19 protein-coding genes and 1 pseudogene are annotated in these 23290 nt (G+C 59.4%); 10 read left to right on the forward strand and 10 right to left on the reverse strand.

Features of this window, described 5'->3' with window-relative positions; all coding sequences use genetic code 11:
- Positions 1–9: 9 nt before the first annotated feature.
- From FJ490_RS26235 to virB11, 7 genes are read left to right on the forward strand one after another with little or no spacing between them, the layout of a single operon-like run.
- Positions 10–693 carry a type IV secretion system protein VirB5 gene (locus FJ490_RS26235; protein WP_064993313.1) on the forward strand — a complete coding sequence of 228 codons (684 nt, stop codon included), beginning with the start codon at positions 10–12 and terminating at the stop codon, positions 691–693.
- 58 nt (positions 694–751) lie between these two features.
- On the forward strand, positions 752–1639 hold the full coding sequence (locus tag FJ490_RS26240; protein ID WP_064993312.1) for a type IV secretion system protein: 888 nt from the start codon (positions 752–754) through the stop codon (positions 1637–1639).
- Between the two features lie 22 nt (positions 1640–1661).
- Positions 1662–1820 (forward strand): type IV secretion system lipoprotein VirB7, encoded by a 159-nt coding sequence (locus FJ490_RS26245; protein ID WP_013533338.1) that lies wholly within the window; start codon positions 1662–1664, stop codon positions 1818–1820.
- Positions 1817–2530, forward strand: coding sequence for a type IV secretion system protein VirB8 (locus tag FJ490_RS26250; RefSeq protein WP_013533337.1), 714 nt, complete (start codon positions 1817–1819; stop codon positions 2528–2530). Before FJ490_RS26245 ends, FJ490_RS26250 begins: the two co-directional genes overlap by 4 nt.
- Positions 2527–3408: a TrbG/VirB9 family P-type conjugative transfer protein gene (locus FJ490_RS26255; RefSeq protein WP_064993311.1), complete on the forward strand. Its 882-nt coding sequence runs from the start codon at positions 2527–2529 to the stop codon at positions 3406–3408. Before FJ490_RS26250 ends, FJ490_RS26255 begins: the two co-directional genes overlap by 4 nt.
- On the forward strand, positions 3405–4547 hold the full coding sequence (virB10, locus tag FJ490_RS26260) for a type IV secretion system protein VirB10 (protein ID WP_064993310.1): 1143 nt from the start codon (positions 3405–3407) through the stop codon (positions 4545–4547). Before FJ490_RS26255 ends, virB10 begins: the two co-directional genes overlap by 4 nt.
- A complete protein-coding gene (gene virB11, locus FJ490_RS26265) occupies positions 4531–5571 on the forward strand; it encodes a P-type DNA transfer ATPase VirB11 (RefSeq protein ID WP_013533334.1) in 1041 nt (346 codons plus the stop codon). Before virB10 ends, virB11 begins: the two co-directional genes overlap by 17 nt.
- A 118-nt stretch (positions 5572–5689) precedes the next feature.
- On the opposite strand, the gene FJ490_RS26270 is transcribed toward virB11, so the two are convergent.
- From FJ490_RS26270 to FJ490_RS26280, 3 genes and pseudogenes are all read right to left on the reverse strand, one after another.
- Positions 5690–8125 carry an ATP-binding protein gene (locus FJ490_RS26270; RefSeq protein ID WP_064993308.1) on the reverse strand — a complete coding sequence of 812 codons (2436 nt, stop codon included), beginning with the start codon at positions 8123–8125 and terminating at the stop codon, positions 5690–5692.
- A 167-nt stretch (positions 8126–8292) separates the two neighbouring features.
- Positions 8293–9045: a carbonic anhydrase gene (locus FJ490_RS26275; RefSeq protein WP_064993307.1), complete on the reverse strand. Its 753-nt coding sequence runs from the start codon at positions 9043–9045 to the stop codon at positions 8293–8295.
- Between the two features lie 973 nt (positions 9046–10018).
- Positions 10019–10724, reverse strand: a pseudogene (locus FJ490_RS26280) (porin); the annotation flags it as partial.
- Here FJ490_RS26280 and FJ490_RS33335 point away from each other — a divergent pair.
- Positions 10639–11124 carry a hypothetical protein gene (locus FJ490_RS33335; protein ID WP_064993306.1) on the forward strand — a complete coding sequence of 162 codons (486 nt, stop codon included), beginning with the start codon at positions 10639–10641 and terminating at the stop codon, positions 11122–11124. The pseudogene FJ490_RS26280 and the gene FJ490_RS33335 sit on opposite strands and share 86 nt — an antisense overlap.
- A 29-nt stretch (positions 11125–11153) precedes the next feature.
- Here the strand turns inward: FJ490_RS33335 and FJ490_RS26290 are convergent, their stop codons facing one another.
- Positions 11154–11753 (reverse strand): type IV toxin-antitoxin system AbiEi family antitoxin domain-containing protein, encoded by a 600-nt coding sequence (locus FJ490_RS26290; protein ID WP_084015684.1) that lies wholly within the window; start codon positions 11751–11753, stop codon positions 11154–11156.
- A 104-nt stretch (positions 11754–11857) separates the two neighbouring features.
- Here FJ490_RS26290 and FJ490_RS26295 point away from each other — a divergent pair, with 104 nt between their 5' ends.
- Complete coding sequence (locus tag FJ490_RS26295; RefSeq protein ID WP_064993355.1) at positions 11858–15916, forward strand: helix-turn-helix transcriptional regulator; 4059 nt, start codon at positions 11858–11860, stop codon at positions 15914–15916.
- A 171-nt stretch (positions 15917–16087) separates the two neighbouring features.
- On the opposite strand, the gene FJ490_RS26300 is transcribed toward FJ490_RS26295, so the two are convergent.
- Positions 16088–17734, reverse strand: coding sequence for an MFS transporter (locus tag FJ490_RS26300; protein ID WP_064993354.1), 1647 nt, complete (start codon positions 17732–17734; stop codon positions 16088–16090).
- A 141-nt stretch (positions 17735–17875) separates the two neighbouring features.
- Here FJ490_RS26300 and FJ490_RS26305 point away from each other — a divergent pair, with 141 nt between their 5' ends.
- The gene (locus tag FJ490_RS26305; RefSeq protein ID WP_064993304.1) at positions 17876–18064 is read left to right on the forward strand and encodes a hypothetical protein; all 189 of its coding nucleotides are present in this window, start codon (positions 17876–17878) and stop codon (positions 18062–18064) included.
- Positions 18065–18074: 10 nt separating this feature from the next.
- On the opposite strand, the gene FJ490_RS26310 is transcribed toward FJ490_RS26305, so the two are convergent.
- Genes FJ490_RS26310 through bioB form a run of 5 tightly spaced genes read right to left on the reverse strand, consistent with a single transcriptional unit; the run spans position 18075 to position 23101 of the window.
- Positions 18075–19058, reverse strand: a complete 984-nt coding sequence (locus tag FJ490_RS26310; RefSeq protein WP_064993303.1) for a beta-ketoacyl-ACP synthase III — start codon at positions 19056–19058, stop codon at positions 18075–18077.
- Positions 19055–20320 carry an adenosylmethionine--8-amino-7-oxononanoate transaminase gene (locus FJ490_RS26315; RefSeq protein ID WP_064993302.1) on the reverse strand — a complete coding sequence of 422 codons (1266 nt, stop codon included), beginning with the start codon at positions 20318–20320 and terminating at the stop codon, positions 19055–19057. Before FJ490_RS26315 ends, FJ490_RS26310 begins: the two co-directional genes overlap by 4 nt.
- The gene (gene bioD, locus FJ490_RS26320) at positions 20320–20955 is read right to left on the reverse strand and encodes a dethiobiotin synthase (RefSeq protein ID WP_064993301.1); all 636 of its coding nucleotides are present in this window, start codon (positions 20953–20955) and stop codon (positions 20320–20322) included. The genes FJ490_RS26315 and bioD overlap by 1 nt, the downstream gene beginning before the upstream one ends.
- Positions 20952–22094: an 8-amino-7-oxononanoate synthase gene (locus tag FJ490_RS26325; RefSeq protein WP_064993300.1), complete on the reverse strand. Its 1143-nt coding sequence runs from the start codon at positions 22092–22094 to the stop codon at positions 20952–20954. The genes bioD and FJ490_RS26325 overlap by 4 nt, the downstream gene beginning before the upstream one ends.
- Positions 22091–23101, reverse strand: coding sequence for a biotin synthase BioB (gene bioB / locus FJ490_RS26330; RefSeq protein ID WP_064993299.1), 1011 nt, complete (start codon positions 23099–23101; stop codon positions 22091–22093). The genes FJ490_RS26325 and bioB overlap by 4 nt, the downstream gene beginning before the upstream one ends.
- Positions 23102–23290: the final 189 nt, after the last annotated feature.

Below are 23290 nucleotides of genomic sequence, written 5' to 3' on the forward strand. Positions count from 1 at the left end.
GGAATATTCATGAGATTTGCCAAGCTTGCAGTGACGACGCTTGCTGTTTCCTTTCTGCTTAGCACACAGGCCAGGTCGCAATTTATCGTCAGCGACCCGGCATTGACAGTACAAGCGGGACTAACAGCGGGTTCCACTGCGGCGATGCTTATAAAATCGGCTCAGACGCTCGCTACCACGATCGAAATGGTAGAGATACTGAAGTCGTCATTTGCTGTCACGGGACTGCTGGGCGCACTGAACCAGGGAAACCACTACCCATCGAGCAATAAGCTGGACGGGCAGATGTTTGATGCTCGGGCGCCGGTTTCGACCATGGCGCGTACCATTGTGCAAGACCCAACCCGGAGAGTCACCGGCACCGATTCAGAAGCGAAACTGTTAGAGGAGCAAATCACTGGTGCCGCCAATGCGGCAGCTCTTGCAGCCGACACTCTGGACGTAATGGACAAGCGCCTTAAGGCTAACGACAACACGCCTGGTCAGCTTTCGCGCTCGCGAAATATTGTGCAGGCCACCGTGACCAACGGTCTGGTCCTCAAGCAGATTCACGATGCGGTCATCCAAAATGTCGAGGCCACGAGTCTGCTGACGATGACCACTGCACAAGGCAGCCTTCACGCCGTGGAGGAGGCCGCCACGCAGCGTCGCGAGCGCCAGGACACCGCCAAGATGTTTGGCACACTGCCGTGAACCACGCAAAGTTCGTCCGGCTCAACTGGGCTGATCAGGGACAAATCAGGCTCAGGCCATGAATTTCAAGATTGCCGCGCCATTCACGGCCATACACACGATCTTTGATCTGGCCTTTACCTCAGGGCTGCACAACGTGCTTGAAAAGATCCAAGAGGCGGTCAGCGCACCTCTGGTCGCGTGTGTAACGCTTTGGATAATAATACAAGGCTGTCTGGTCATGCGCGGTCAAGTCGATGCGCGCGGGAGTATCTCGCGCGTAATCATGGTGTCGATTGTCGTTGCCCTGATCTTGGACCAGTCCAACTACCAGCAGTACATTGAAACGTTCTTCGACGACACGATTCCAAGGTTTGCTCACCATATAAGTAGCAGCGACTTGCCATTCGTCGATATTCCTCGGAAGCTAGACTTTATGTTTGCTGCAAGTCAGTATGCTTTTCAGATGATTGCTTCCGAAATTGGGACAATGAATGGCCAGGACATACTTGCCTTCCAGGGAGCGCAATGGATTTTCTACGGCTCGCTGTGGACGGCGTTCGAGATCTACGATGCCGTTGGAATTCTGACGAAGCTGCTCTTGGCGATCGGACCCCTGGTCCTTGTCGGCTACCTTTTTGATCGCACGCGAGACATGGCCACCAGATGGATCGGCCAACTGCTCTCGTACGGGCTGCTGCTTCTCCTTCTCAACATCGTTGCGACGATAGTTATTGCGGCCGAAGCAGTCTCGCTGACAGCAATGCTTATCATAATCAAAATGTCGGGCACGACAGCAGCCAAGATCATCGGGCTTTACGAGCTCGACATGCTCTTCCTCGCTGGCGACGCTCTGATCATCGCGCTTCCGACGATCGCCAGCAGCATCGCCGGCGGCTCTTTGGCAGGCGAGAACCGACCTCTTAGCAACCTCAACCGCTACTTTGCCAAAACGGCGGGTGGTTAATCAATCAACCGGTGCCAAAAACATGAAACGCTATCTACTGTTGCTAATCCTCGCTTTGGCGGCCTGCAAGACAACCGATCGGCTTGCGACCTGCACGGGTACGCCATTCCAACTGAACGCGGGACAATGGGAAACCACTCCTGAGGATCTTCAGGTCGAGTGCGCGGAAGAGCCCAAGTGAAATTTCCTGAACATGCCCTTCTGGTGGAGAGAGAAACGCTAGCCGCTCACTACAAGAAGGTGGAAGCGTTTCAAACTTCACGAGCGAAGTCTGCGCGGCGCTTGTCAAAGGCGCTTATAGCCTTTGCCGCAGCGGCGGTCCTGGGAAATGTCGCCCAGGCATTTACCATCGCTGCCATGGTCCCGTTGGCCAAGCTCGTACCTGTGTTCCTCTGGGTGCGGCCGGACGGTACCGTTGACAGCGAAGTGTCAATCTCTCGACTGCCGGCAACCCAAGACCGAGCCGTCATAAACGCTTCGCTGTGGGAATATGTACGCCTGCGCGAGGGCTACACGGCAGATACAGCCCAATACGCCTATGACCTCGTCTCCAGTTTCAGCGCACCTTCTGTGCAACAGCAATATCAAGATTTCTTCAACTATCCCAACCCCACCTCGCCGCAGGTCACGGTTGGGAAGCGCGGCAAGCTCGAGGTCGGGCATATTTCATCAAATGACATCAGTCCCGACGTTCAGCAGATCCGATACAAACGTACGCTTGTTATCGATGGGCAGACGCCGATAGTGACCTCCTGGACTGCTACCATCCGCTACGAGCGCTTGACGGGTCTGCCTGGGCAATCGAGGCTCACCAATCCGGGAGGTCTACTCGTCACATCCTACCAAGCCTCGCAAGACACCGTATCGAACCTGGGCTTCGTGCAGCCATGACAAAAAGAGCATTTCTGGCGCTGGCCTGTTCACTCTTCCTAACGATGGAAGCGTGCGCCGAAGACACGCCACTTGCCGGCAAGCATGATGCGCGGATGCGCTACCTGGCTTACCGCCCCGACGAAGTGGTGCGCCTATCGACCGCAGTTGGGGCAACGCTGGTTGTCACATTCGCGGCAAACGAGACCGTCGCAGCCGTGGCTGTTTCCAATAGCAAAGACCTGGCTGCGCTCCCGCGCGCCAATTATCTCTTTTTCAAGGCTAGCCGGATGCTGTCGCCGCAGCCGGTCGTCGTGCTGGCCGAGAGCGAGTCCGGTACACGCAGATACGTCTTCAGTATTTCAACGAAAGCGATGCCCAAACTCGATGAGGAGCAACCAGACCTATACTACAGTGTGCAGTTCACCTATCCTGCTGATGAGGCTGCTGCTCAGAGAAAGGAAGCGGAAAGGCGCTCGATTCTTGGCCAGGCCCGGGCGAGAGTGCTGCAAGACGAGAGAGTTCGGGATTTGTTGAATCGGCCCGCCGCAGCTGCCAGTCCGGACGAAAGCAATTTTCACTACGTCGCAAAGGGCGATCGGTCGCTGGCGCCGCTGGAAGTCTTCGATAATGGCTTTACGACCGTATTTGGATTCGCAAGCAATTCCCGCATACCCTCCCTCTACGTTATCAATCCCGACGGCAAGGAAGCCGCTGCCAATTACACGGTCAAAGGCGACTATGTTGAAGTATCCGCCGTCGCCCGGGAATGGCGTCTGAGAGATGGCAACACGGTCTTGTCCATTTTCAACAGAGCTTATGACCCTGTGGGACGAGCGCCAGCGACCGGTACAGTGACACCCGACGTGTGGCGCGTTTTGAAAGGCTCGGGACGATGAATGAAACCGGCCCACAGGCGGGACATGATGTCCATGCATCCGGATCGATGGTCTCGGAGCCGGCCCGCCGGCATGTTTCGGGATCGCAGAAGTTGGCCGTCGCTGCTCTTGTTCTCATCTCGTCTCTATCGCTCATCTGGCTCGGAGGTCGTTCCAGCACACAAGACGAACCATCTCAGCCAAAGCCGCCAATTGTCGCCAACGTCGAGCCATTCCGTCCCGTGCCAATCGAGGTTGCTCCAGAACCTCCAGCACCCGCAGAGGCGGCCAAGGCGGCAGAGCCTGCGCCATCCACGCCGCCCCCACCAGCGGCAGATGATCCGCCGCCGGAGGAATCACCAATTTTCGCCTACAGCGGCAGCGGTCAAATGCCCAATGCCGATCAGCGGAGCGAAGACAAGCAAAATGATGCTCCGGGGACAGCGGATGAGATTTCAAACGGTGGCGATCTGTCAGGCCGATTGAAGCCAGATATACAGGAGCCGAGCCGGGCCACACTTTTGCCGCACCCTGATCTCGTGATTACTCAAGGAACGATCATTCCCTGCATTTTGCAAACTGCGGTCGACACAAATTTACCCGGCTATGTGAAGTGCGTCTTACCTAAAGCCGTCCGAGGCGCCACCAACAACGTCGTGCTCTTGGATCGCGGGACAACCGTGATTGGCGAGATCCAGCGCGGTCTCCAGCAGGGGGATGCGCGTGTATTCGTGCTGTGGACGCGCATCGAAACACCTGACCATGCCCTCGTTTCGATAGCATCGCCGGGCGCTGACGAGCTCGGCCGCTCCGGAATGCCTGGCACGGTGGACAATCACTTCCGGGAACGCTTTGGCGGAGCGATTCTCATGAGCGTCATCCAAGGCGCGTTTCAGGCGGCTGGTCAATATGCGGCCAGCTCTGGCGGAGGAAGCGGCACCAACAGCTTCCAGAGCAATGGTGGACAAGCCGTCGAGACGACATTGAGAGCGACGATCAACCTTCCCCCAACCCTGAAGAAAAACCAAGGAGACGCCGTATCCATCTTTGTGGCTCGGGACCTCGACTTCTCGGATGTATACGATCTTAGAGCGACTGCCGCAGCGCCATCCCCCCAACATCGCGAACGCCGGAGAAACAACAATGCAATCGGAGGCTGATCCTCAATTGCGTTTGCTTCTCGATCCCGTTCTGAAATGGCTTGAGGAGCCAAGAACCGAAGAGGTCGCTATCAACCGGCCTGGGGAAGCCTTTGTCCGACAGGCCGGCGTTTTCACGAAACATCCACTGCCGCTGTCTTATGACGATCTGGAGGACATCGCGATCCTCGCCGGAGCGCTGCGCAAGCAAGATGTCGGACCGCAAAGCCCCCTCTGTGCGACTGAGTTGCCGAACGGAGAGCGGCTGCAGATCTGTTTGCCCCCCGCAGTACCCTCAGGAACAATAAGCCTGACGATACGGCGTCCCTCAAGTCGTGTGACCGAACTCAAGGAAGTTTCTTCTCGCTACGAATATTCGCGTTGGAATCAATGGCGGTCACGAAAAGAGCGCCAAGAGCGGCAGGACGAAACGATTCTTCAGCACTACGACCATGGTGACTTGGAGCAATTTTTGCGAGCCTGCGTCTGCGGGCGGCTCACAATGCTGCTTTGCGGACCGACTGGAAGCGGCAAAACGACAATGAGCAAGACTTTGATCAACGCTATACCCCCGCATGAGAGGTTGATCAGCATCGAGGACACGCTCGAACTTGCAATCCCGCACGAGAACCATGTCCGCTTACTCTATCCAAAGGACCGAGCAGGCGCAGGTGCGGTGACGGCCGAGCAACTGTTGCAAGCCAGTTTGCGCATGCGGCCTGATCGAATATTGCTTGGCGAGATGCGCGATGACGCCGCTTGGGCCTACCTTAGTGAAGTCGTCTCCGGCCATGCGGGATCGATATCAACGATTCATGGGGCTGATCCGGTACAAGGTTTCAAAAAGCTCTTTTCACTCGTCAAGAGCAGCGCGCAAGGAGCCGCTGTCGAAGACCGCACGCTTCTTGACATGCTGTCGGCTGCCATTGACGTCATCATACCGTTCCGTACCCAAGGCGACGTGTATGAGGTAGGAGAGGTATGGCTCGCCGCCGATGCCCGGCGGCGGGGAGAGACAGTAGCCGACCTTCTCAACAAGCACTAAGGCTGGAACAACGTCTCGGGATCGGTAAGCCGGTGTCGACGCGTTATTCTGTTCTGCTTCGATATCTTTTTGACGGGCCTTCTCGCAGTGGTTGGATAGGCTGAGCGATTCGGCGGTATCATGCCATCATCATTGTACGAACCGCATGCGCCATTGTCCGGGATGAGACCGGCTTCGCTAGCCAAAGGACGAGGGCCTGATTAGCGGATATGACCGGCATGGAGTCGGTTTGGCCGACGACTATGACAGGCACCGTCATGAGGGTGGGGCATACGGATTCGGCCTGTCCTCGCTCCAGGAAAGGCGTTCTACCTAAAATCACCAGGTCTGCTGCCTTCCCGCTTTCGGTCCACTCGCAAAGACCTTCAAGGTTCGCGAAGCCGACCGGCTCATAACCCAGCGCGGCGATCTGGTCCCTGTAGATCTCCAACTCTGCTGGATCGGGCTCCACGACTGCAACGATTTCTCCGTTGCCAAGTGGTCCGTCGTACCGACCGAAAGCGATGTCAGCGGTGACTGGCTCCTCGTCGGAGGCCGGTAGGTAGATATCAAACCGCGTCCCTCGGCCAACAGCCGAGGTGACATCAAGGCATCCTGCGAGCGCGCTCACGTGCCTGTCAACCGCAGCAAGACCCAGCCCGGTCCCGCCGACGACAGAGCGCGTGGTAAAAAAGGGCTCAAAGACATGCGGAAGTATCGAACTTGCGATTCCCGGGCCATCGTCGCTGATGGAGAGGAGAACGTAATCTCCAGGTCTCAAGGTGCCCTGAGCCAGCGGCTTGGTTTGGCGCACCTGAGCGCGAGAAACGCTGACCTCGACACGGCCCTCGTTCAAGACAGCCTCCGACGCGTTCTTGCATAGATTCATGAGGATCTGCTGTATCTCGGTTGGGCTGCCCTCGACCACCGTTTGCCACTCGTTGATCTTGAAGTTCAACTGAACATCCGACCGAACTGTGACCCGCAGCAATGGCGCAAGATCCATGACAATTTCGGAGACGTTGAATGGCACTGCCACGCGCTGTCGGTTTCGGCTTAGTGACAGGATCTGGTCGACGATCAGCTTGGCTCGGTGTCCAGCTAAAATGATCTGGTCGATGTGATTACGGATTCTGGAGGGGCGACGCACAAGGCTTTGGGCAATCTCTGAATAGCCGATTATTGCCCCTAAAATGTTGTTGAACTCATGTGTAACGCCGCTTGCGATCGTGCCCACGGTCCTCAGCCTTTCCACATGCTCCCATCGACTCACCAGAAGGTCGCGTTCCGTATTTATACGTTGCAGTTCAAGATGGTTGCTCAAACGCACAATGGCGCTGGCAAGAACCCGCAGGTCGTCTGCCGAGGGGAGTGAGCGATCTCCTTCAAAAACAAGGATGCAAACCACAACCTGCTGATCGGAAGCCCTGCAGGCAACAATTTGACAAACACCGGAAAGCCCTAAGGCGGTCCGAACGACGCGAAACACTGGCCGTCCGGCGCGGACAAGTGAAACGACTTCATCAATAAGCGGCACGTTCCAGACGGGTGTGTACGTGTTCGCCACAAAGCACTCGGTATGCCTGCTGAGACTCGGATCCACTAGGGCGAGCGCGCATTGATCCGCATCGAAAACGCGTTGAACGACTCTGAGCGCTTCTTCGGTGGAAAAGCGCGCCGAGGCGTCCTTTGCTTTACTTTCGTTGAGGCGAGTTTCGATCTCACTCATTGCCTCTTCAAGCTCCAACCGCCTTTTCAGCCGGTTCGTCCGCAGAGGCTGCCTGGAGGGCGGAATCATCGCAAACAAGCAGAGGCATATGGACACCAAACCGAGGAAAAGTCGCATGCGCTGCGCGTGCGCGCTGGCCAAGCTGTAGCCCTCCAGATGCTCTCGCTCCAGTTCGGCGGCCTTGGAGAACGTGTCCGGAGATGCGATCTGATCGGCAGCTTCGTCCAACCTCCATGAAGAAGATAAGGCAGCTCCAGCCTTGCTCAGAACGAGCCTCGGTTCAGCCGAAAGCACGATCAGCATCGAAAGTTCAACCATGCCCGACGGTGCTCCCCCAAGGCGGCCAATCGAGCGAGCTAGCTGTGCAAGACAGCTTTGCATGAGCTGATTTTGTTCGACCAAGACTGAGACGGCAGCCTTTTTGCTTTCGATCGAATCTATGAGCTGCGCGAGCAATCTGGATTGCTCTGATCTCTCATCGGACGAAATCTCGAAAGAACGTTGCAAGTTTACACGAGTCTTTTGCAACGCTTGCCCGATAGAAGCAACCGAACGGTAGTCCAATGTCATATCCATCCCAGCGCGGGCGACGTCGCGCCGGAGCAATGCGTCATTGATCTGAATCGTTCGCAGCTGGCTTAGGATCGCGTGATCGATCTGCGGGGGCTGGCCCTGCGTCCCGACCAAGAGCGCAATCGAGGTGGCTAGGGCGATCATAATTGCTTTGTCGGAACTGAGCCAAGGAAACGGCGTTTGATCCGCGATGGACCCCTTGCGAAGGTCCGACATGAATTCCAGTTCATGGGCTCGGTATGCGGCCGGATGCTGCTGGAACAGGAAAGCCACGCCTACCTCTCCCCCTTATGAGAATGGCTTAACACCGTTACCGAACTTGGTCCTGGTGCGCTTCCAGCGCGAAATGAGCTCCCAAAGCGCCTACGCGACGCGGAGCACATCCTTACGATTCTGAAAGCAGATCAACATGACGCGCAGGCGGTTTTTACGCCGGGGCGTCAGCTTAGGCCCAGGATGAAGCGCCGATTGGGCGCGCGGATAGGGCGCGCGTTTTCGGGATATAGCGAGGTAAATCGCTCTATGTCTGCTGGGTCGACATCAACCGGTTCCGTCGCCACCATCCAGTCGACGTTTTCCGTGCATGGCGGCGTCGTCAAAGATCCTTCATATGTCCAGTAGCCAAGCGAAGCCGGCAGAAGCTCGTTCGGGTCGACTTCATCGACGGCTGCCTCTTCGCCTGACGTTGCAGGAAATGCGGCAGCAAGCCGGGCAAAGCTGGCATTTGTGGCGCCTGGCGTCAGAAACACGCTCAGAACACCCACAGTATCGCTGTTGCGGCCCTTATGGACAAAATGCGCTTCCATCGGGAAACTCTTACCTGCGACGTGGTGCTCGCTTGGTGCATGGAAATGGAACTGTAGCAGCTCATAGACACGATCCCCCCGAGTGAGCGTGCTGCCTTGCGGCAGGTTGATCTGAATGGTGTGGCCGTTGTTCACCATTCTGCCGCCGCCCCTGTGCCAACCTATGGCGATGTGCGGAATATCCGCTTTGACCGCGCCCCTGATATCGACCGGCGATTGCTGCATGCCCGCCGAGCAGACCAAATTCGTCTTGTCCAGATGCCCCCATTGTTCGGGGCCGACCGGCCCGGCATATCCCCATTCGGTGCTGGCCGCCCGCGCGGCTTCAGCGCAAATGGGACAAGCGCCGAGTGCAACGAAACCTTTGATCAGATTACGACGGTGCATGTTGCTGTGGCTCCTACTGAACACTTCAATTTGGCGTGGCATGGGAACTGCGGGCGCAGCTGTGATGTGGGCGACAGGGGCCGAACAGTTCGGCACGCCACCATCGCGGCCTCAGGGCGACCGACGGTCCCGCGCACGGCCGTGCTCGCCGGCCACATGCGGTTGTGACAGCTATTTTCCCCCGGTAGAGGATAGTCCCAGCTAGCCGGCTGTATCCATGCTCATTGTCTCCACGACCGCCGTTTGCCGTTCGGCTGCAGATCACATTGGCAACTCCACCGAAGATGGCGGCACCCGGGCCGCACTGGGTAAGCGATTCCACGCAACAACTCCGATGGCCCCACCAGGCCAACTGACGCTTCATATTCATCATCGGACAGCCGGAGAAATCGATTGCTTAGATAAAGAAGCATCCATGACGTGGATGCATACATTGCCATTGCCCAATTTGCGGTGCTGCTTGGGACGCCGGCTACGGATAGGAGGGTCGGCCATTTCCCGGCGACAACAACGCGGCTGAGAACTGGGCGAGGCGGCACGAAATTTGGCTAGACCTTATGCTGTCACGGCTTCCGGGACCAAAGGCTTGCGAGCCTGGGCAGTCGGCTGCGATTCAGATTGAGTTGCCCTGAAGACGGCCCAGCAGAACAAAATTCTCACTGATGTTGCGACGACGCCCGCCGAAACTCATCCTGAACCACTGAAGAAGGTTCAAGTGCCTGGACGAAGTGTCTAGGTGTTCTCAGCCCTTGCGTGCTCTCGATTCGGCAGCTTCATCGCCAGGTAGTAGCCCAACAGAGATGCAGATCGACCGGCGATGTCGCGGACCAGCTGTTGAGTTACCGAGCTTGGGAGTCTCGCTGAGCAGGTTCTGAAGCCCAGCAACGGAGTCCGGGCATGATCATGCGGGACGACATCTTGAAAGGCCAGACAGCGAGGCACCCGTCGGGCGCCGCCGTTCAAATTCATTCCGTTAGAACGAGCTTTGGAATCGCAGAACGCCGCCGAGCCTGTCCGCTTTGCCGACGTTAGCCGGGTTCGAGGCGACGGGAGTGAGCTTGGCGTAGTGGGCATAATCGACTTCGGCCCTGATTGTGAACCCTGGAATGGCCATATAGGCGAATTGCAGCCAGTCCGCAGTTGCTGAGCTGATCGCCTGAGACCTGGAGGTTCAACGACGTTTTCTCGTCGAAACCTGTAAGTGGCCCCTACCCACAAAGCCCAGTCGCCGCTCCATTCTTGTAGAAGCCGCGACCCTGAGCGGCGATCGCCCTGCTTGGGTCGTCGTTGGGATTGCCAAGGGAGCCGTAGCCGAACATACCGAATAACGACAATCATCTGTGACGTTGAGGTCGATGCGGACCTTGCCAGCCAAAGCGTTGTAGTTGCTGTCACGAGCGATGACGCCGGTGATCGCTCCGCCAGCCTGTGTCTGTCTCACGCCTAAGACGACGTGGGGAACATGGCCGTCAAGAGAACCGACCTCACCCGCCCCTTATTCAAGTGAAACCAGAGCTGAAAACCCATTGTCGGAATCCAGATAGTACTGAGCTACGTTGGTGTCGAAATCGCCAATACGCAACGAGTGCATTATTGAAGACGTTCCCGGAGTATCCGGCAAACGTGTCGAAGGCCGAGTCGTCCTTCCCGACACGCAGGCCACCAAGCTGGATCCAGGCGGAAGTCAACTTGGCGCCGCTGTTGAAGGCTGTTCGGCCAACCCTTCAGGTTCAGGCGAACGCCTTGGTATTTTCCTTCGCGCACGGGATCGACTGTCAGGGAGGCCGCATCGAAGACGATGCCTTCGTCGGGAGCTTCGACCTGGCAAATCCGGGTGAAGAGGTCGTGAATGGCGCCGGGGTCAGGGTCGCCTTGGCCGAGCAGGTCAAGATCGCCGGTTGGCCTGAAGACGTATTCGGGCCAGGTCACGAACAGCATTGCGCCCTTGAGTACATAGCGCTCGGACGCTTCGGTCATACTGAGGCGGAAAAGCAAGCGTTCGATCGCATACCGCGTCAGGATGCGCTGATAGTCGTCACCCTGTTGCCTAGAGTGCTGAAGAAGGCGGTCTCTTATTGAGGCGGCAGGATTCTTGAGAACCTTAGCCATCATTGTACGGCCTTGATATAGGGCTCGATCCGGGCGGTCACTCGATCAATGACCGCGTACTTCATCAGCTCACTCGCTATGGTCTTTCGTTGTTGCAGAGCGTCGCGGAGCGCCTCGACTGCGACGTCTTCGCCAACATGACGGCGATGCTTGAAGCAATCGGCAACCGTTTTTGCGACGCCATAGATCGCTACATCGACGCCTTCGACGCGGATGAACTCGACTCCGGATGCCAGGACTTCGCAGGTCGCCCGAACAATCTCCAGACGCAGGCCTGGAGTGTGCGGCGTCCTTGCCTTGTGTGGTATCGTCATCCACACCGCGTGCGGAAGCTGGGTCGTCAAACCGTGGTGACGAAGCGCGCTGATGAGGCTGACCACGCCGTTCGGCACAATACGTGCCGCTTCTGCCAGATCATGATCGGTGTCTTCGCCCATTCGCTCGGGATGCTGGTATAGACCGCGCCTGAGACGTACGATATCACCGGCCTCGGTAAGGCGCCTGAGATAGACCAGCGGGATGCCGGCCGCCGTAAAGTCGCGCGCACGCACGATGCCGCGATCTCGAACGAGATTCAGGGCGGTCTCACGGTGGGTCATACGATTTCGAGGCATTTGTTATCTATTGTCGGCAAAAATTTAGATTTGTCGACAGAAAAGAACAGTTGGGAAAACTCAACTGATGTCATATATTTCATATGACCATGGCGCAACAGGTTTCCCCGCTTGATCTTACCCCAAAGCACGTCCGGGCCGCCCGGGCTCTTTTGGCGTGGTCCCAGCACGACTTGGCCAAGCAAGCCGGCGTGGCGACCTCTACCGTTGCGGATTTCGAGCGGGGTCAACGTATCCCCGTCGCCAACAATGCCCAAGCAATTCGTACGGCGCTCGAAAATGCCGGCATCCGTTTCCTGCCGACGGGTGCGGTAATCGGACCAGCTATCCCGAATATCACCCCGTCCGAGCGAGCAGGCGCACCTATCCGCTGGGTGGATGCGGAAGATCTTTCGGTCTGGGCAAACCGAACAGAAGGCGTGCTGAGCATGCCAACCCTTGTTTCACATCTGATACGCGCTACCGCCGGCACCGCAGTTCACCTCCGCTTTCCAGCTGACGAAGGGGTCCAGCATCCGGGCTGGGACGGACAGACCTACACGGACACAGGAAACTCTTACGTGCCGAAAGGTGAGGCTGGTTGGGAGATCGGAAGCCAGCGTCGCGACATCGAAAGAAAGGTGACCGAGGATTACCGGAAGCGAACCGACGAGCCGGCGCCGTTCGATCCAGCCAATGCTAGCTTTGTGTTCGTCACTCCCCGCCACTGGCCCGGCAAGGATAAATGGGCAAAGGCCCGAGAGGCGGAAGGGCCTTGGGCAAACGTTCGTGTTTATGACGCCGACGACCTTGTCCACTGGATCGAACAAACACCGGTGGTTGGGCTGTGGTTGGCGGTTCGCCTGGGGAAGCGACCGGAGGACACTCGAGAGCTCGAGGAAGTCTGGGAAGAGTGGTCGCTCGCTGCGAAGTGGCCCCTGACCGAGGAGTTGGTCCTAAGTGATCGTGACGAGGAAGCAGCTGACCTTCTCCGCTGGCTTCGCAGCAAGCCATCCGTTTTCTCGCTCCAAGCTACGACCACAGATGAGGTCGTGTCGTTCTTTTACGCAACACTTGCGATGCTCCCGGACGAAGTGAAGGCCGCTTACAAGGCCCGATGCCTGGTGGCGACGACCGCTGCGGCGGCGCGAGCATTGGCAAACGCGCCAGGTCCTCTGATTGTCGTCATGACTGAACCAGACCCCGGCATCGCGCACGCGCTGGCGGGACGCGGCCACTATGTCCTGCAAGCCTATGACGAGCGGCCGATCTCCCGAGGTGACGTCCGTGCCCTACCGCGACCGTCGCGCGAGGGGATCGCTAGCGCTCTGGTTGCCGCTGGCATTGCGCAACCTCGTGCCGAGGCATACGCGCGCGACAGCGCACGCAATTTGGCTGTCCTGCGTCGCCTTATTCCCAGCGCGCCGGGGCGACGGCCACAGTGGGCGGAGGTTAGGCCGCCTCAAGCATTGTTGGCAGCACTTCTCGCGGGCGGCTGGGATGAGGACGCAGAGGCGGATAAGGCACGCCTTGCAGAGCTCGCTGACGAACCATATGACGCAATCGCCCGCGATCTGATGCCTTACGTCGGAAGATTTGACAGCCCACTGCAAAAGATCGGCTCGACCTGGCGTATCGCTTCGCCGCAAGATGCATGGTTCCTGCTTGCGCGGCATTTGACAGGGGTCGACATCAAGCGCTTCGAGGCTGCAGCCCATGCTGTCCTCGGCTCCGTAGATCCGCGGTTCGAGATGGACCCAGACGAGCGCTGGATGGCGAGTGTTCGCGGCGTCCAGCGCGACTATTCGGGAATGTTGCGCCATGGGATCGGACAAGTACTGATCCTGCTTGCTCTGTGGGGCGAGGAGATTAAGACGATACCGGACGCCGCACGCCGTGCTGATCATATTGTCGCGAAGCTGCTGGCGAATGCCACCAAACAGAGATGGTGGTCCCTATCTCGAGACTTCCGATTGTTGGCCGAGGCCTCACCGAGCGCCTTTCTTCGGGCCATCGAGGATAGCCTTGATCTGAACGACCCGCCAATCCGCGCCCTATTCGGCAGAGACGGGGAAGGTGTCTTTGGGGCAGAGCATTTGTCGGATCTTTTGTGGGCGCTCGAGTCCCTGGCCTGGTCGCCAGAGCTCATGCCGAAAGTGACCCATGTCCTGGCTCGGCTGGACGCCATCGACAACCCGCCCGGGCAATACGCGAACCGACCGGCCAACAGTCTCCGCGCGATTCATCTTCTCTGGCTGCCCCAAACCTATGCGACGCTCGACCTGCGGCTTCGGGCGCTCGACCTCATTCGCAAGCACGAGCGAGACGCCGCCTGGAAACTCATGTTGAGCCTGCTACCGCAGGGGCACGACACCTCCATCCCGTCGCCGATGCCGCTGTGGCGTGATTTTACCGTCGATGAAGTCGAGGTGGCTACATGGGCCACCATCGGGCGCGGAGCTGTGGCGATCACGGAGCGTGTGCTCGTCGACGTCGGCCTCGATGCCGCCAGGTGGACCGCGCTGCTCGACCGATTCGCTGACCTTTCACCGGACACGGAAGGTGGGTTCTCTACACTGGAGGCGGCTGAGCCGAGGATTACTAAGCAGATTGACCGCGCAGCAATATGGGCCGCCATGCGCCGTGTCCTCCATCACCATCGGCAATTTCCAGACGCCGAATGGTCCATGCCGAGTCAAGTGCTCGACCGACTTGAGGCGATTTACGAGCGCTTCGCACCCGCTGATCCAATAGAGCGCGTGGCATGGCTCTTTGAACAAGATGCGGGCTTGCCACGGCCTTCGGCCGAAGGTTGGAAGACGAATGAGCGTGAGGTCGATCTAGCGAGGAAAGATGCCGCACACGCCCTGTTCTCCAAAGACGGCATTCCAGCCATCCTCGCGCTCTCCCGCAAGGTTGGCACAGCGGGATACATCGGCAAGGCGCTCTTTGCTGGCGGTCTCTCCGAACCCGATCTCGAAGCGCTGTTGGAGTCGGCAATTCGAAGCGAAGATGCGCATGAGCGTGCTCTTGCCCACGGCCTGATCGTCTCTGCCTTTGCAGAGCGAAAGGAGCCATGGGCAGCTGAGTTGATCGCTAAGGCAACCAGTCGCTCTTGGGGCGACACCGCATTGCTTACGATCCTGCGCGCGCTTCCTGGGCGGCGTTGGACTTGGGACCAGGCTACCAGCGCTGGCGCTGAAATCGAAGAAACGTATTGGCGTCAGACGCCGGTGTTCTGGATGAGCGACGACCGTGACGAGGTCGGTTTCGCGATCCGCAAACTCATCTCCGTTGGTCGCGCGCGTCACGCTCTGCCGCTCGCGGCACGCGACAGCCGAACTGATCTGCTCTCAGATCTTCTCATCGAGGTGCTACTTGAGGCCGTCCGACAGCCGTTCGAGAGCGAGGGCGACAGGAACGAAGCGACGATGTTCCAGCACTACGTCGCCGAAATCCTCCAGGTGCTTGACAAACGTGATGACGTCGACAGCAATGCATTGGTCAAGGTCGAGTGGGCCTATCTACCGATTTTGACTCGCTCGCGCCGTCCGCCCAAGGTGCTTATGAAGGCGCTGTCGGAGCAGCCATCCTTCTTTGTCCAAATACTCAGCGCGGTATTCAAGGCGAGCGAGGAAAGCGGTGTCGTCGACGTTGAGCCGCAGGATCCCGAGCGAGCACGCGCCATCGCCACCCAGGCCTACCGACTTCTTGAGGAATGGGATCGGCTTCCCGGTACAAAAGATGATGGGACGATCGATAACGTTGCTCTTGAGGGGTGGATCAAGGAAGCTCGATCGCTCGCTAAGACCGCCGGCCGAGAAGATATCGCCGACAGTCGCATTGGCAACGTTTTGGCTGCCTCTCCTTTTGGAGCAGACGGCAACTGGCCGGCCGAAGCGGTCCGCGACGCAATCGATCTTTTCCGCAGCAAACCAATGATCAATGGCTTTTTGACCGGTAAGATGAACCGACGTGGCGTAACAATGCGATCGCCGCGCGACGGTGGGGAGCTGGAACGGAAGGAAGCCGCTAAATACCGCGGATGGTCGAATGCGATCTCTTTCGACCATCCGCATACGGCCAAGGCTCTCGACACGCTAGCGGACAATTATGAGGCTCAAGCACATCGCCACGATCAGAGTTCCGAGCGACTGGACTGGGAATGACTGCTGGGTTTCGGGCCTGGGATCGTGTGGCCAATGCTGTTTCACACGCGAACTGCTGTATGCCGAGCTTCTGGTTGGCCGCGCGGAATTCGGAGCTTTTGCAGCAAAGTAGGTCTCTCGGTCCGCCAGAAGCGCCAAAGGCCAGACCCCAATGCTCGACGCGTGGTCACGTCACCTCGGAGGGCGAGAAAAGAGTGTTGGGGAACGGGTACGCGCGGCCTCAGTCGTGCGTTCAATGGAAAGCACTGTGTGAGGAGGATCCTCCCCATCGTGCAGTGACAGGAGATGGTCACCGATTTCCTTATCCGCTGCCGTGAGCCGATGATTCAGGCGAAGAAAGTCCATCCAGGTCGGCGTGCGGAATGTCTCTGTCCAAATCGAAGGCGTTTGAAGATTTCGCTGCAGTGTCCAGTTTCGCGCACCGGCACGGCTCTGAACATGCCGCCTGGCGCGCATGTAGCCCAGAAAGGTCTCGATGTTCTCTTCGGGTATCCGATACTCCACCTTGACCACTATGGGTCCACTTCTGGGCTTCAAGTCGAGTGCCAGCTCCGGCGGGCGAAAATCCGAACTTTCCTGATCCGTTTCCTCCCATGGACCGACCGGTAACAGCATTCCCGCAGCCGCAACCAGCAACAGAGCGCCGGCGGCGCCCTCCAAAGCCCAGCCTAAGGAGTAGTTCTGTGCGACAGTACCCCAGATCCAGCTGCCAGCCGCCATCCCGCCTGCGCTCAAGGCGTAGTAGATCGACAGTGTCCGGCCGACCACCCATCTGGGGCTTGCCAGTTGCACCGACACGTCGATCCCAGTCCAGGTGATGAGCCAACCCGCGCCGCCGAGTGCCAGCGAAACGACCGCCACGGGGACCGATGATGTGAGTGCAAGCGAAAGGCAACATGCCGCACAAGCGACAGAGGCGAAGGACACCAGCCTGTTTTGAGACGTCATCCGCCTTAGAAAGCTATTGCTCATGCCCGCAATGAAAGCACCCATCCCGAAGCCGGCCAGCAAGATGCCGTAGATGATCGGGCCGCTCTTCAGCTGGTCCCGGACAAATAGAGGCAGCAATGCAAGGATGGAGATGCTTGCCAGGCCGAAAAGGGTTGCACGGGCAATCGCTGCCCTGATCTCCAGGGACATCACAGTGAAGCGCACTCCGTCATGAATTGCCATCGTCATGCGTTCACGAGGGAGAGGGGAAGTGCGAACCTTCCATCGTGTGCGCCATATCGCGGTTAGCGGCGCCAGATCACTCAGCGCTGCCAAGGCGAAAGCGGCAAGCGGTCCAAGAAATGCCAGGACCACGCCCCCCAAAGCCGGACCAACGCTGCGTACAATGTTGTATCCTACGGACATGAGGGTGACCGCGGCCGGGATGTCCCTTTTGTGAAGGATATCGCCAACAGATGCGTGCCAGGCCGGATCATTCAAGGCAAAGCCGCAGCCAGCCAGGAAACCCAATGCAAGAATTAGCCATGGACCGGCAAATCCCAGACCCACGGATATCATCAGCGTCGTTGAAGCCAATGCTATCAGGCAGTGCCCCGCAAACATCACCCATCGGCGGCTGAAGTTGTCGGCAATGGCTCCGGCAACGATTGAGAGGAGGAACACCGGCAAGGTGGATGCAGCCTGCACCAGCGCAACCATCAGGTCCGAAGCGGAAATCGTGGCCATCAGCCAGCTGATGGCCACCGTTTGCACGAGCCAACCGAGGCTGGATATTTGTGTGGCGGTCCAGATCGAGCGAAACACCGGGTTTCGAAAGGGAGCGAGCGTTGCTGAGGCAGGCAGATGGGTATTGTTTTCGGACTGCATGATCATTTGATGCCTTCGAGGGGCCGCTTGTTCAATTCTCGGCTGCCGGTGCTGCCGCTACAATATTGATCTATGGACCAGAAGGGCCGGACTTATCGACCAGGACGACTTCGTCGAGGTGAGGAGGGGTGATGAACTCTGTTGGCTCCGCTCTCCCATGCTGGCGCCGACAACCTTCGAAAGACAGCATTGCCGATCGTGCTGATCGACAGAATCATCTGCAACTTTGATCGCTCTGGCCTGACCACGCCAGCGCCCATGAAGCTTGTCGGCGACCATTTTTTCGTGCGCCCGTTCGTTCGTGTCATCGGTGACGGATCCTGTGCATGACCGCGTACGGCTAAATTCCTATGACGAGTGCGCCTCCGCTGAGACCGGCACCGGCCGCGGCAAGAAGAATCTTTTCGCCTGGCCGAAACGGCTGCGCCCGATGCGAAAGCGAGAGCGAGAGTGGGATCGTCGCGGCCGAAGAGTTGCCGTAATCGGCAATCGTCTTGACAATTGCTTCATCCGCTATGCCCAGATTCCTGCCGACCGCATCGAAGATCCGGGCATTGGCCTGGTGCGGCACGAAACGATCGATGTGTTGCGGCGGCATTCGGGCGGCCGTGAGCGCACCTCTCGAGCAGTCAGTCATCATCTCTACAGCCCTGGCGAACACTTCACGCCCGTCACTGATGGTCATACGGGTTTGCTCGAGGTCCAGCTCGCCATGAAACGGCGTGTTGCTGCCGCCGGCGGGAATCTGAATCAGCCCGTAGCGCGAGCCGTCCGAGGCCATCGCCGCGCCGAGAATGCCTCCGTCCGGCTCTTTGCACGGGGCAACCACCACCGCGCCGGCGGCATCCGCAAACAACACCGCGCTTGCGCGCTCGGCCGGATTGATGCGGCGGCTGAGGATATTGGCGGCAATCACCAGGCTCGCTTTGCCATGGAGGCGGGTGAACCCATCCGCCAACATCAAGGCATAGATGAAGCCGGCGCAGGCACCCGTCAGGTCAATCGCACCGGCGCGGTCGAGCCCGAGCCGGTGGGCCACCAGCGGCGCGCTCGGTGGCAGGAGATGGTCGGGCGTGGACGTGGCCAGCAACAGCAGGCCGATATCGTCACGGTCGACACCGGCATTCGCCAGCGCCATGTCGCCGGCGCGCGTGGCAAGGCCCGATAATGTGTCTTCGCCCGTTGCCCAGAAGCGCGACCGTATCCCGGTGCGCCGCTCGATCCAGCCGGGTTCGAGCCCGAGACGACCTTCGATTTCCGCGTTATTGACCTTGCGCGCCGGCGCGTGATGACCGAAACCGACGATGCGCGACGACCGGATCATGATCGCGAACCGAAGCGTTCGCCGGCCTCCTCTATGGCGTCATAGAGCCCGTCCAGTTCGTCGCCGGTGATGCAATAGGGCGGCAAAAGATAGAGGACATTTCCGAGCGGGCGCACCAGCATGCCACGTTCGAGGAAAAAAGCGCGCAGTTTCGGCCCGATCTCCGCCAGATATCCGGCCGAGCCGGTGCGCAGATCGAGGGCTAGGATCGTGCCGTTTGCTCGGCCCTCGGCGAAGAAGGGATTGTTTTGGAAGCGTTGCAGGCCATCGGCCTGTCTCGCACTTAAGGCCGCAATCCGCTTGGCGACCGGCTCGCACCGCCAGACCTCGACATTGGCAAGCGCGGCCGCGCAGGCGATCGGATTGGCGGTGTAGGAACTTGAGTGGAAAAAGGTCTTCTTTCGGTCCACGCAGTAGTGGGCCTCGAAGATGGCATCGCTGGCGAGCGTGGCTGCCAGCGGGACGGCGCCGCCAGTCAAGCCCTTCGAGGTGCACAATATGTCCGGTGAGATCGATGCCTGCTCGCAGGCGAACATGGTTCCGGTGCGCCCCCAGCCGGTCATCACTTCGTCGGCGATCAAGAGCGTGCCGGACGCTTCAGCGATCCGCTTCAATTCCGCCAGCACCCAGGCCGGATACATCAGCATGCCGCCGGCGCCAAGCACGAGCGGCTCGATGATCAGCGCGGCGGCGCGGCGGTCAAGAGACAGGGTCTCGAAACGATCCAGCGTTTCCTGCTCCCGCCCCGCGGCCGGAAAAGGAATGGTGTCGACCTCGAACAACAGCGGTTCGTAGGCGGCATTGAACACGCCCCGGGCGCCGACGCTCATCGTGCCGATCGTGTCGCCATGATAGCTGTGTTCCATGGCGACGATGCGCGAGCGCGGCGCGCCTGTGTTGCGGAAATAGCCGAGCGCCATCTTCAGTGCGACTTCAACGCTCGTGGAGCCGCTGTCGGAATAAAAGACCCAGTCGAGGCCTGGCGGCACCATTTCGATCAGCGCCGACGCCAATTGCTCTGCCGGCTCATGGGTGAGGCCGGCGAAGATCACCTGGTCAAGCATCTCGGTCGCAATCCGGATCGCTTCCATGATCCGTGGCTGGCGGTGCCCGTGAGTGACCACCCACCAGGAGGAGATTGCGTCGAGGATACGCCTTCCGTCATTCGTCTCCAGCCAAGCTCCGTCGGTGCGGACGACGGACAGCATGGGCGGCTCGATCGCGTGCTGGGTGAAGGGATGCCAGACGCGCGACCGCGGCATCACTCGCCTCCAGCCATCTGCGCAAGGTCGAAGCTTGCAAACATCGCCTTTCTCAGAGTTTCGCTCGTGAGCGGAGCGAGGTGTGGCAGTCTGCCGAGCTGACGCACCGCGCCCAACTCGGTGATTGTCTTTTGCGTATCGGCCGCCTCTTCACCGATGAAGACAACGCCGATCAGCGGGATCGAGCGAGCCCGCAGGGCTTCGATCGACAGCAGGCTGTGGTTGATCGTGCCGAGTTCAGTGCGGGCGCACAGGATCACCGGCAGCCGCCATTCAGCGAAGATGTCAATGAATCTTGTCTGTCGATTGATCGGCACCATCAGTCCGCCAGCGCCTTCGATGACGAGCGGTGTGGGCAGGACCGGAAATGAAAGATCGGCAGGCTCGATCGAGACACCGTCGATTTCGGCTGAACGGTGCGGCGACAAGGGGCTCCTCAAGCGGTGGGCCTCCGGCAGCACCCGCCCCGATGGCAGGCCAGCGAGCCGTTCGACCACCTCACTGTCGGTCTCACCTTCGAGACCCGATTGGACCGGCTTCCAGTAGAAGCCGTCGAGCAGACCTGCGAGCCCCGCGGCGAAAACGGTTTTGCCAATTCCCGTATCGGTTCCCGTGACGACGATGCGCTTGCTCATGCCGTGGTGGCCAATACTTCGGCAAGCGTCTCGACCATGACGCGAATGTCAGCCTTGCCCACGTTGAGCGTCAGCGAAATGCGCAGCCGCGAGGTACCCTCCGGCACCGCCGGCGGACGAATGCCGCGTAAGTCGAAGCCGCGAGCCTGCAGAGCCGCCGCGACAGCCATGGTGCGCGCCACGTCCCCAATGACAAATGGGTGGATCTGCGAACCGCTGGGCTTGGCTCCGCAATGCTCGGCCAGTTGCCGGCTTGCGAAGGCAACGTGCTCGTGCAAATCAACGCGGCGCATCGGCTCGTCGACCAGCATTGCGAGCGCTTCGCGCGCAGCCACTGCCATCAGCGGCGATGGTGCGGTGGCGTAGATAAACGGACGGCAGCGATTGACAATATAGTCGCACAGCACTCGCGGCCCGGTGACGAGCGCGCCCGATGCGCCGAGTGCCTTGCCGCATGTATGGAGAGCCACGATGTTGTCGCGGCCCTCGAACGCGGCGGCCAGCCCGCGGCCCCCCGGTCCCCAGACACCTGTGGCATGTGCCTCGTCGACCAGTATGAAGGCCTCGTGCCGATCGGCAAGCTCAACCAGGCTCTCCATCGGCGCGCAGTCGCCATCCATGCTGTAGAGGCTTTCAACGCCGATCCAGATGCGGCCAATGCCGCCTTCGGCGCGCCAGCGCCTGATCGCGTCCTCAAAAGCATCAATGTCATTGTGTGCCACCAGCCTGAACTCGGCGCGTCCTGCCCGGGCCCCTTCATGCATGCTGGCATGGGCGAGTTCATCGAGGATCAACAGGTCGCCCTTCTTCACCAGGGTGCTCAGGAGGGCGAAGTTGGCCATGTAGCCGCTGCCGAAGAACAGCGCCCGTTCGGCCCCGAAGAACGCGGCAGCATCTGACTCCAGCGCCTCATGCTCCGGCGCGTTGCCGCGCAGAAGCCGCGATCCGGTAGCGCCCACAGGGGTGCCCCGCTCGATTGCCGCCGCGACTGCATCGCCAAGTCTCTTGAAGGCAGCAAGCCCGAGATAATCGTTGGACGAGAAGTCGAGCCCGACCCGCGGCGCCAGTGCGCGCAGCCGGTCCTTGCGTGCCAACCCCTGCAAGGTTGCTTCAAAGCGGGCGAGCGGTGGCTCGTTCATTTCGCCTCGCCTCGCATCGGTTCGATGCCCAGACGTCTAAATAGACGAGTATCCTTGTCCTCTCCGGGATTGTCCGCAGTCAGCAGCGTGTCGCCGACAAAAATGGAATTGGCGCCGGCAAAGAAGCACAGCGCCTGGGTCTCGTCGCTCATCGCCGTCCTGCCGGCGGAGAGCCTTACATCAGACTTCGGCATCATGATCCGGGCGAGCGCAATGGTGCGGATGAAATCGATCGGATCGATGGGTTCGGCATCGGCGAGCGGCGTCCCCCTGATGGGGATCAGCATGTTGATCGGCACGCTTTCGGGCGGCTCGGGCAGGTTCGCCAGCGTCACCAGCATGTCCATGCGATCGGCCTTTTCCTCTCCCATCCCGACAATGCCGCCGCAGCAGACCTTGATCCCAGCCTCGCGCACGCGCCCAAGCGTTTCCAGCCGGTCGGCAAAGGTCCTGGTCGAAACGACCTTGCCGTAATAGCGCGCAGAGGTGTCGATGTTGTGGTTGTAGTAGTCGAGACCGGCCGCCTTCAGGCGCTGCGCCTGGCTGAGGTCGAGCATGCCGAGAGTCATGCAGGTCTCCAGGCCGAGCGCCTTCACGCCTTCGATCATGGCGAGCACGGCGTCCATGTCGCGCTCCTTCGGACTGCGCCAGGCAGCGCCCATGCAATAGCGGGTTGCGCCAGCATCTCGTGCCTTGGTCGCCTCCTCGACGACATGTTTGACCTCCATCAGCTTCGAGGCCTTCAGGCCGGTTTGGTGATGCGCAGACTGGCTGCAATAGCCGCAATCCTCCGGGCATCCGCCGGTCTTGATGCTGAGAAGCCGCGACAGCTGCACCCGGTTGCGATCGAAGTTCTGGCGATGGACCGTCTGCGCCAAGAAGAGCAGATCGTTGAACGGCATTCCGTATATAGCCTCGGCCTCTTTGCGGCTCCATCGGGCTAGTGCTGCCTCCATCGACTGCGTGGCAAAGTCCGAGTCGCACTCCTCGTTCATTTCCGTTGTCATCGTCAAAGCCTCTATTGCCGATCAGCGAGCGCACTCACCAGTCCGTCGAGTGGGAGCCCCTTCCGATTGGCTCGTCGGTGGGCGCAATATTGGGATCCGGAAGTAATGAAGGGTGAGCCGCATGAAGCGTGCTCTTTCGCGCCTTTTGGTGCGCGCAGCCCGAGCACGTTGCTCCCCATTGTGTTTCCC

It is taken from the genome of Mesorhizobium sp. B2-5-11 (assembly GCF_006440835.1).
In the GTDB taxonomy this organism is placed as follows: Bacteria; Pseudomonadota; Alphaproteobacteria; order Rhizobiales; family Rhizobiaceae; genus Mesorhizobium.

Coding starts and splice junctions, on each gene's coding strand:
- FJ490_RS26325 (WP_064993300.1), bottom strand. CDS start 22,094: ATGAACGAGCCACCGCTCGCCCGCTTTGAAGCAACCTTGCAGGGGTTG.
- bioB (WP_064993299.1), bottom strand. CDS start 23,101: ATGACAACGGAAATGAACGAGGAGTGCGACTCGGACTTTGCCACGCAG.
- virB10 (WP_064993310.1), top strand. CDS start 3,405: ATGAATGAAACCGGCCCACAGGCGGGACATGATGTCCATGCATCCGGA.
- FJ490_RS26295 (WP_064993355.1), top strand. CDS start 11,858: ATGGCGCAACAGGTTTCCCCGCTTGATCTTACCCCAAAGCACGTCCGG.
- FJ490_RS26255 (WP_064993311.1), top strand. CDS start 2,527: ATGACAAAAAGAGCATTTCTGGCGCTGGCCTGTTCACTCTTCCTAACG.
- FJ490_RS26310 (WP_064993303.1), bottom strand. CDS start 19,058: ATGATCCGGTCGTCGCGCATCGTCGGTTTCGGTCATCACGCGCCGGCG.
- FJ490_RS26245 (WP_013533338.1), top strand. CDS start 1,662: ATGAAACGCTATCTACTGTTGCTAATCCTCGCTTTGGCGGCCTGCAAG.
- bioD (WP_064993301.1), bottom strand. CDS start 20,955: ATGAGCAAGCGCATCGTCGTCACGGGAACCGATACGGGAATTGGCAAA.
- virB11 (WP_013533334.1), top strand. CDS start 4,531: ATGCAATCGGAGGCTGATCCTCAATTGCGTTTGCTTCTCGATCCCGTT.
- FJ490_RS26240 (WP_064993312.1), top strand. CDS start 752: ATGAATTTCAAGATTGCCGCGCCATTCACGGCCATACACACGATCTTT.
- FJ490_RS26300 (WP_064993354.1), bottom strand. CDS start 17,734: ATGCAGTCCGAAAACAATACCCATCTGCCTGCCTCAGCAACGCTCGCT.
- FJ490_RS26315 (WP_064993302.1), bottom strand. CDS start 20,320: ATGCCGCGGTCGCGCGTCTGGCATCCCTTCACCCAGCACGCGATCGAG.
- FJ490_RS26235 (WP_064993313.1), top strand. CDS start 10: ATGAGATTTGCCAAGCTTGCAGTGACGACGCTTGCTGTTTCCTTTCTG.
- FJ490_RS26290 (WP_084015684.1), bottom strand. CDS start 11,753: ATGACCCACCGTGAGACCGCCCTGAATCTCGTTCGAGATCGCGGCATC.
- FJ490_RS26275 (WP_064993307.1), bottom strand. CDS start 9,045: ATGCACCGTCGTAATCTGATCAAAGGTTTCGTTGCACTCGGCGCTTGT.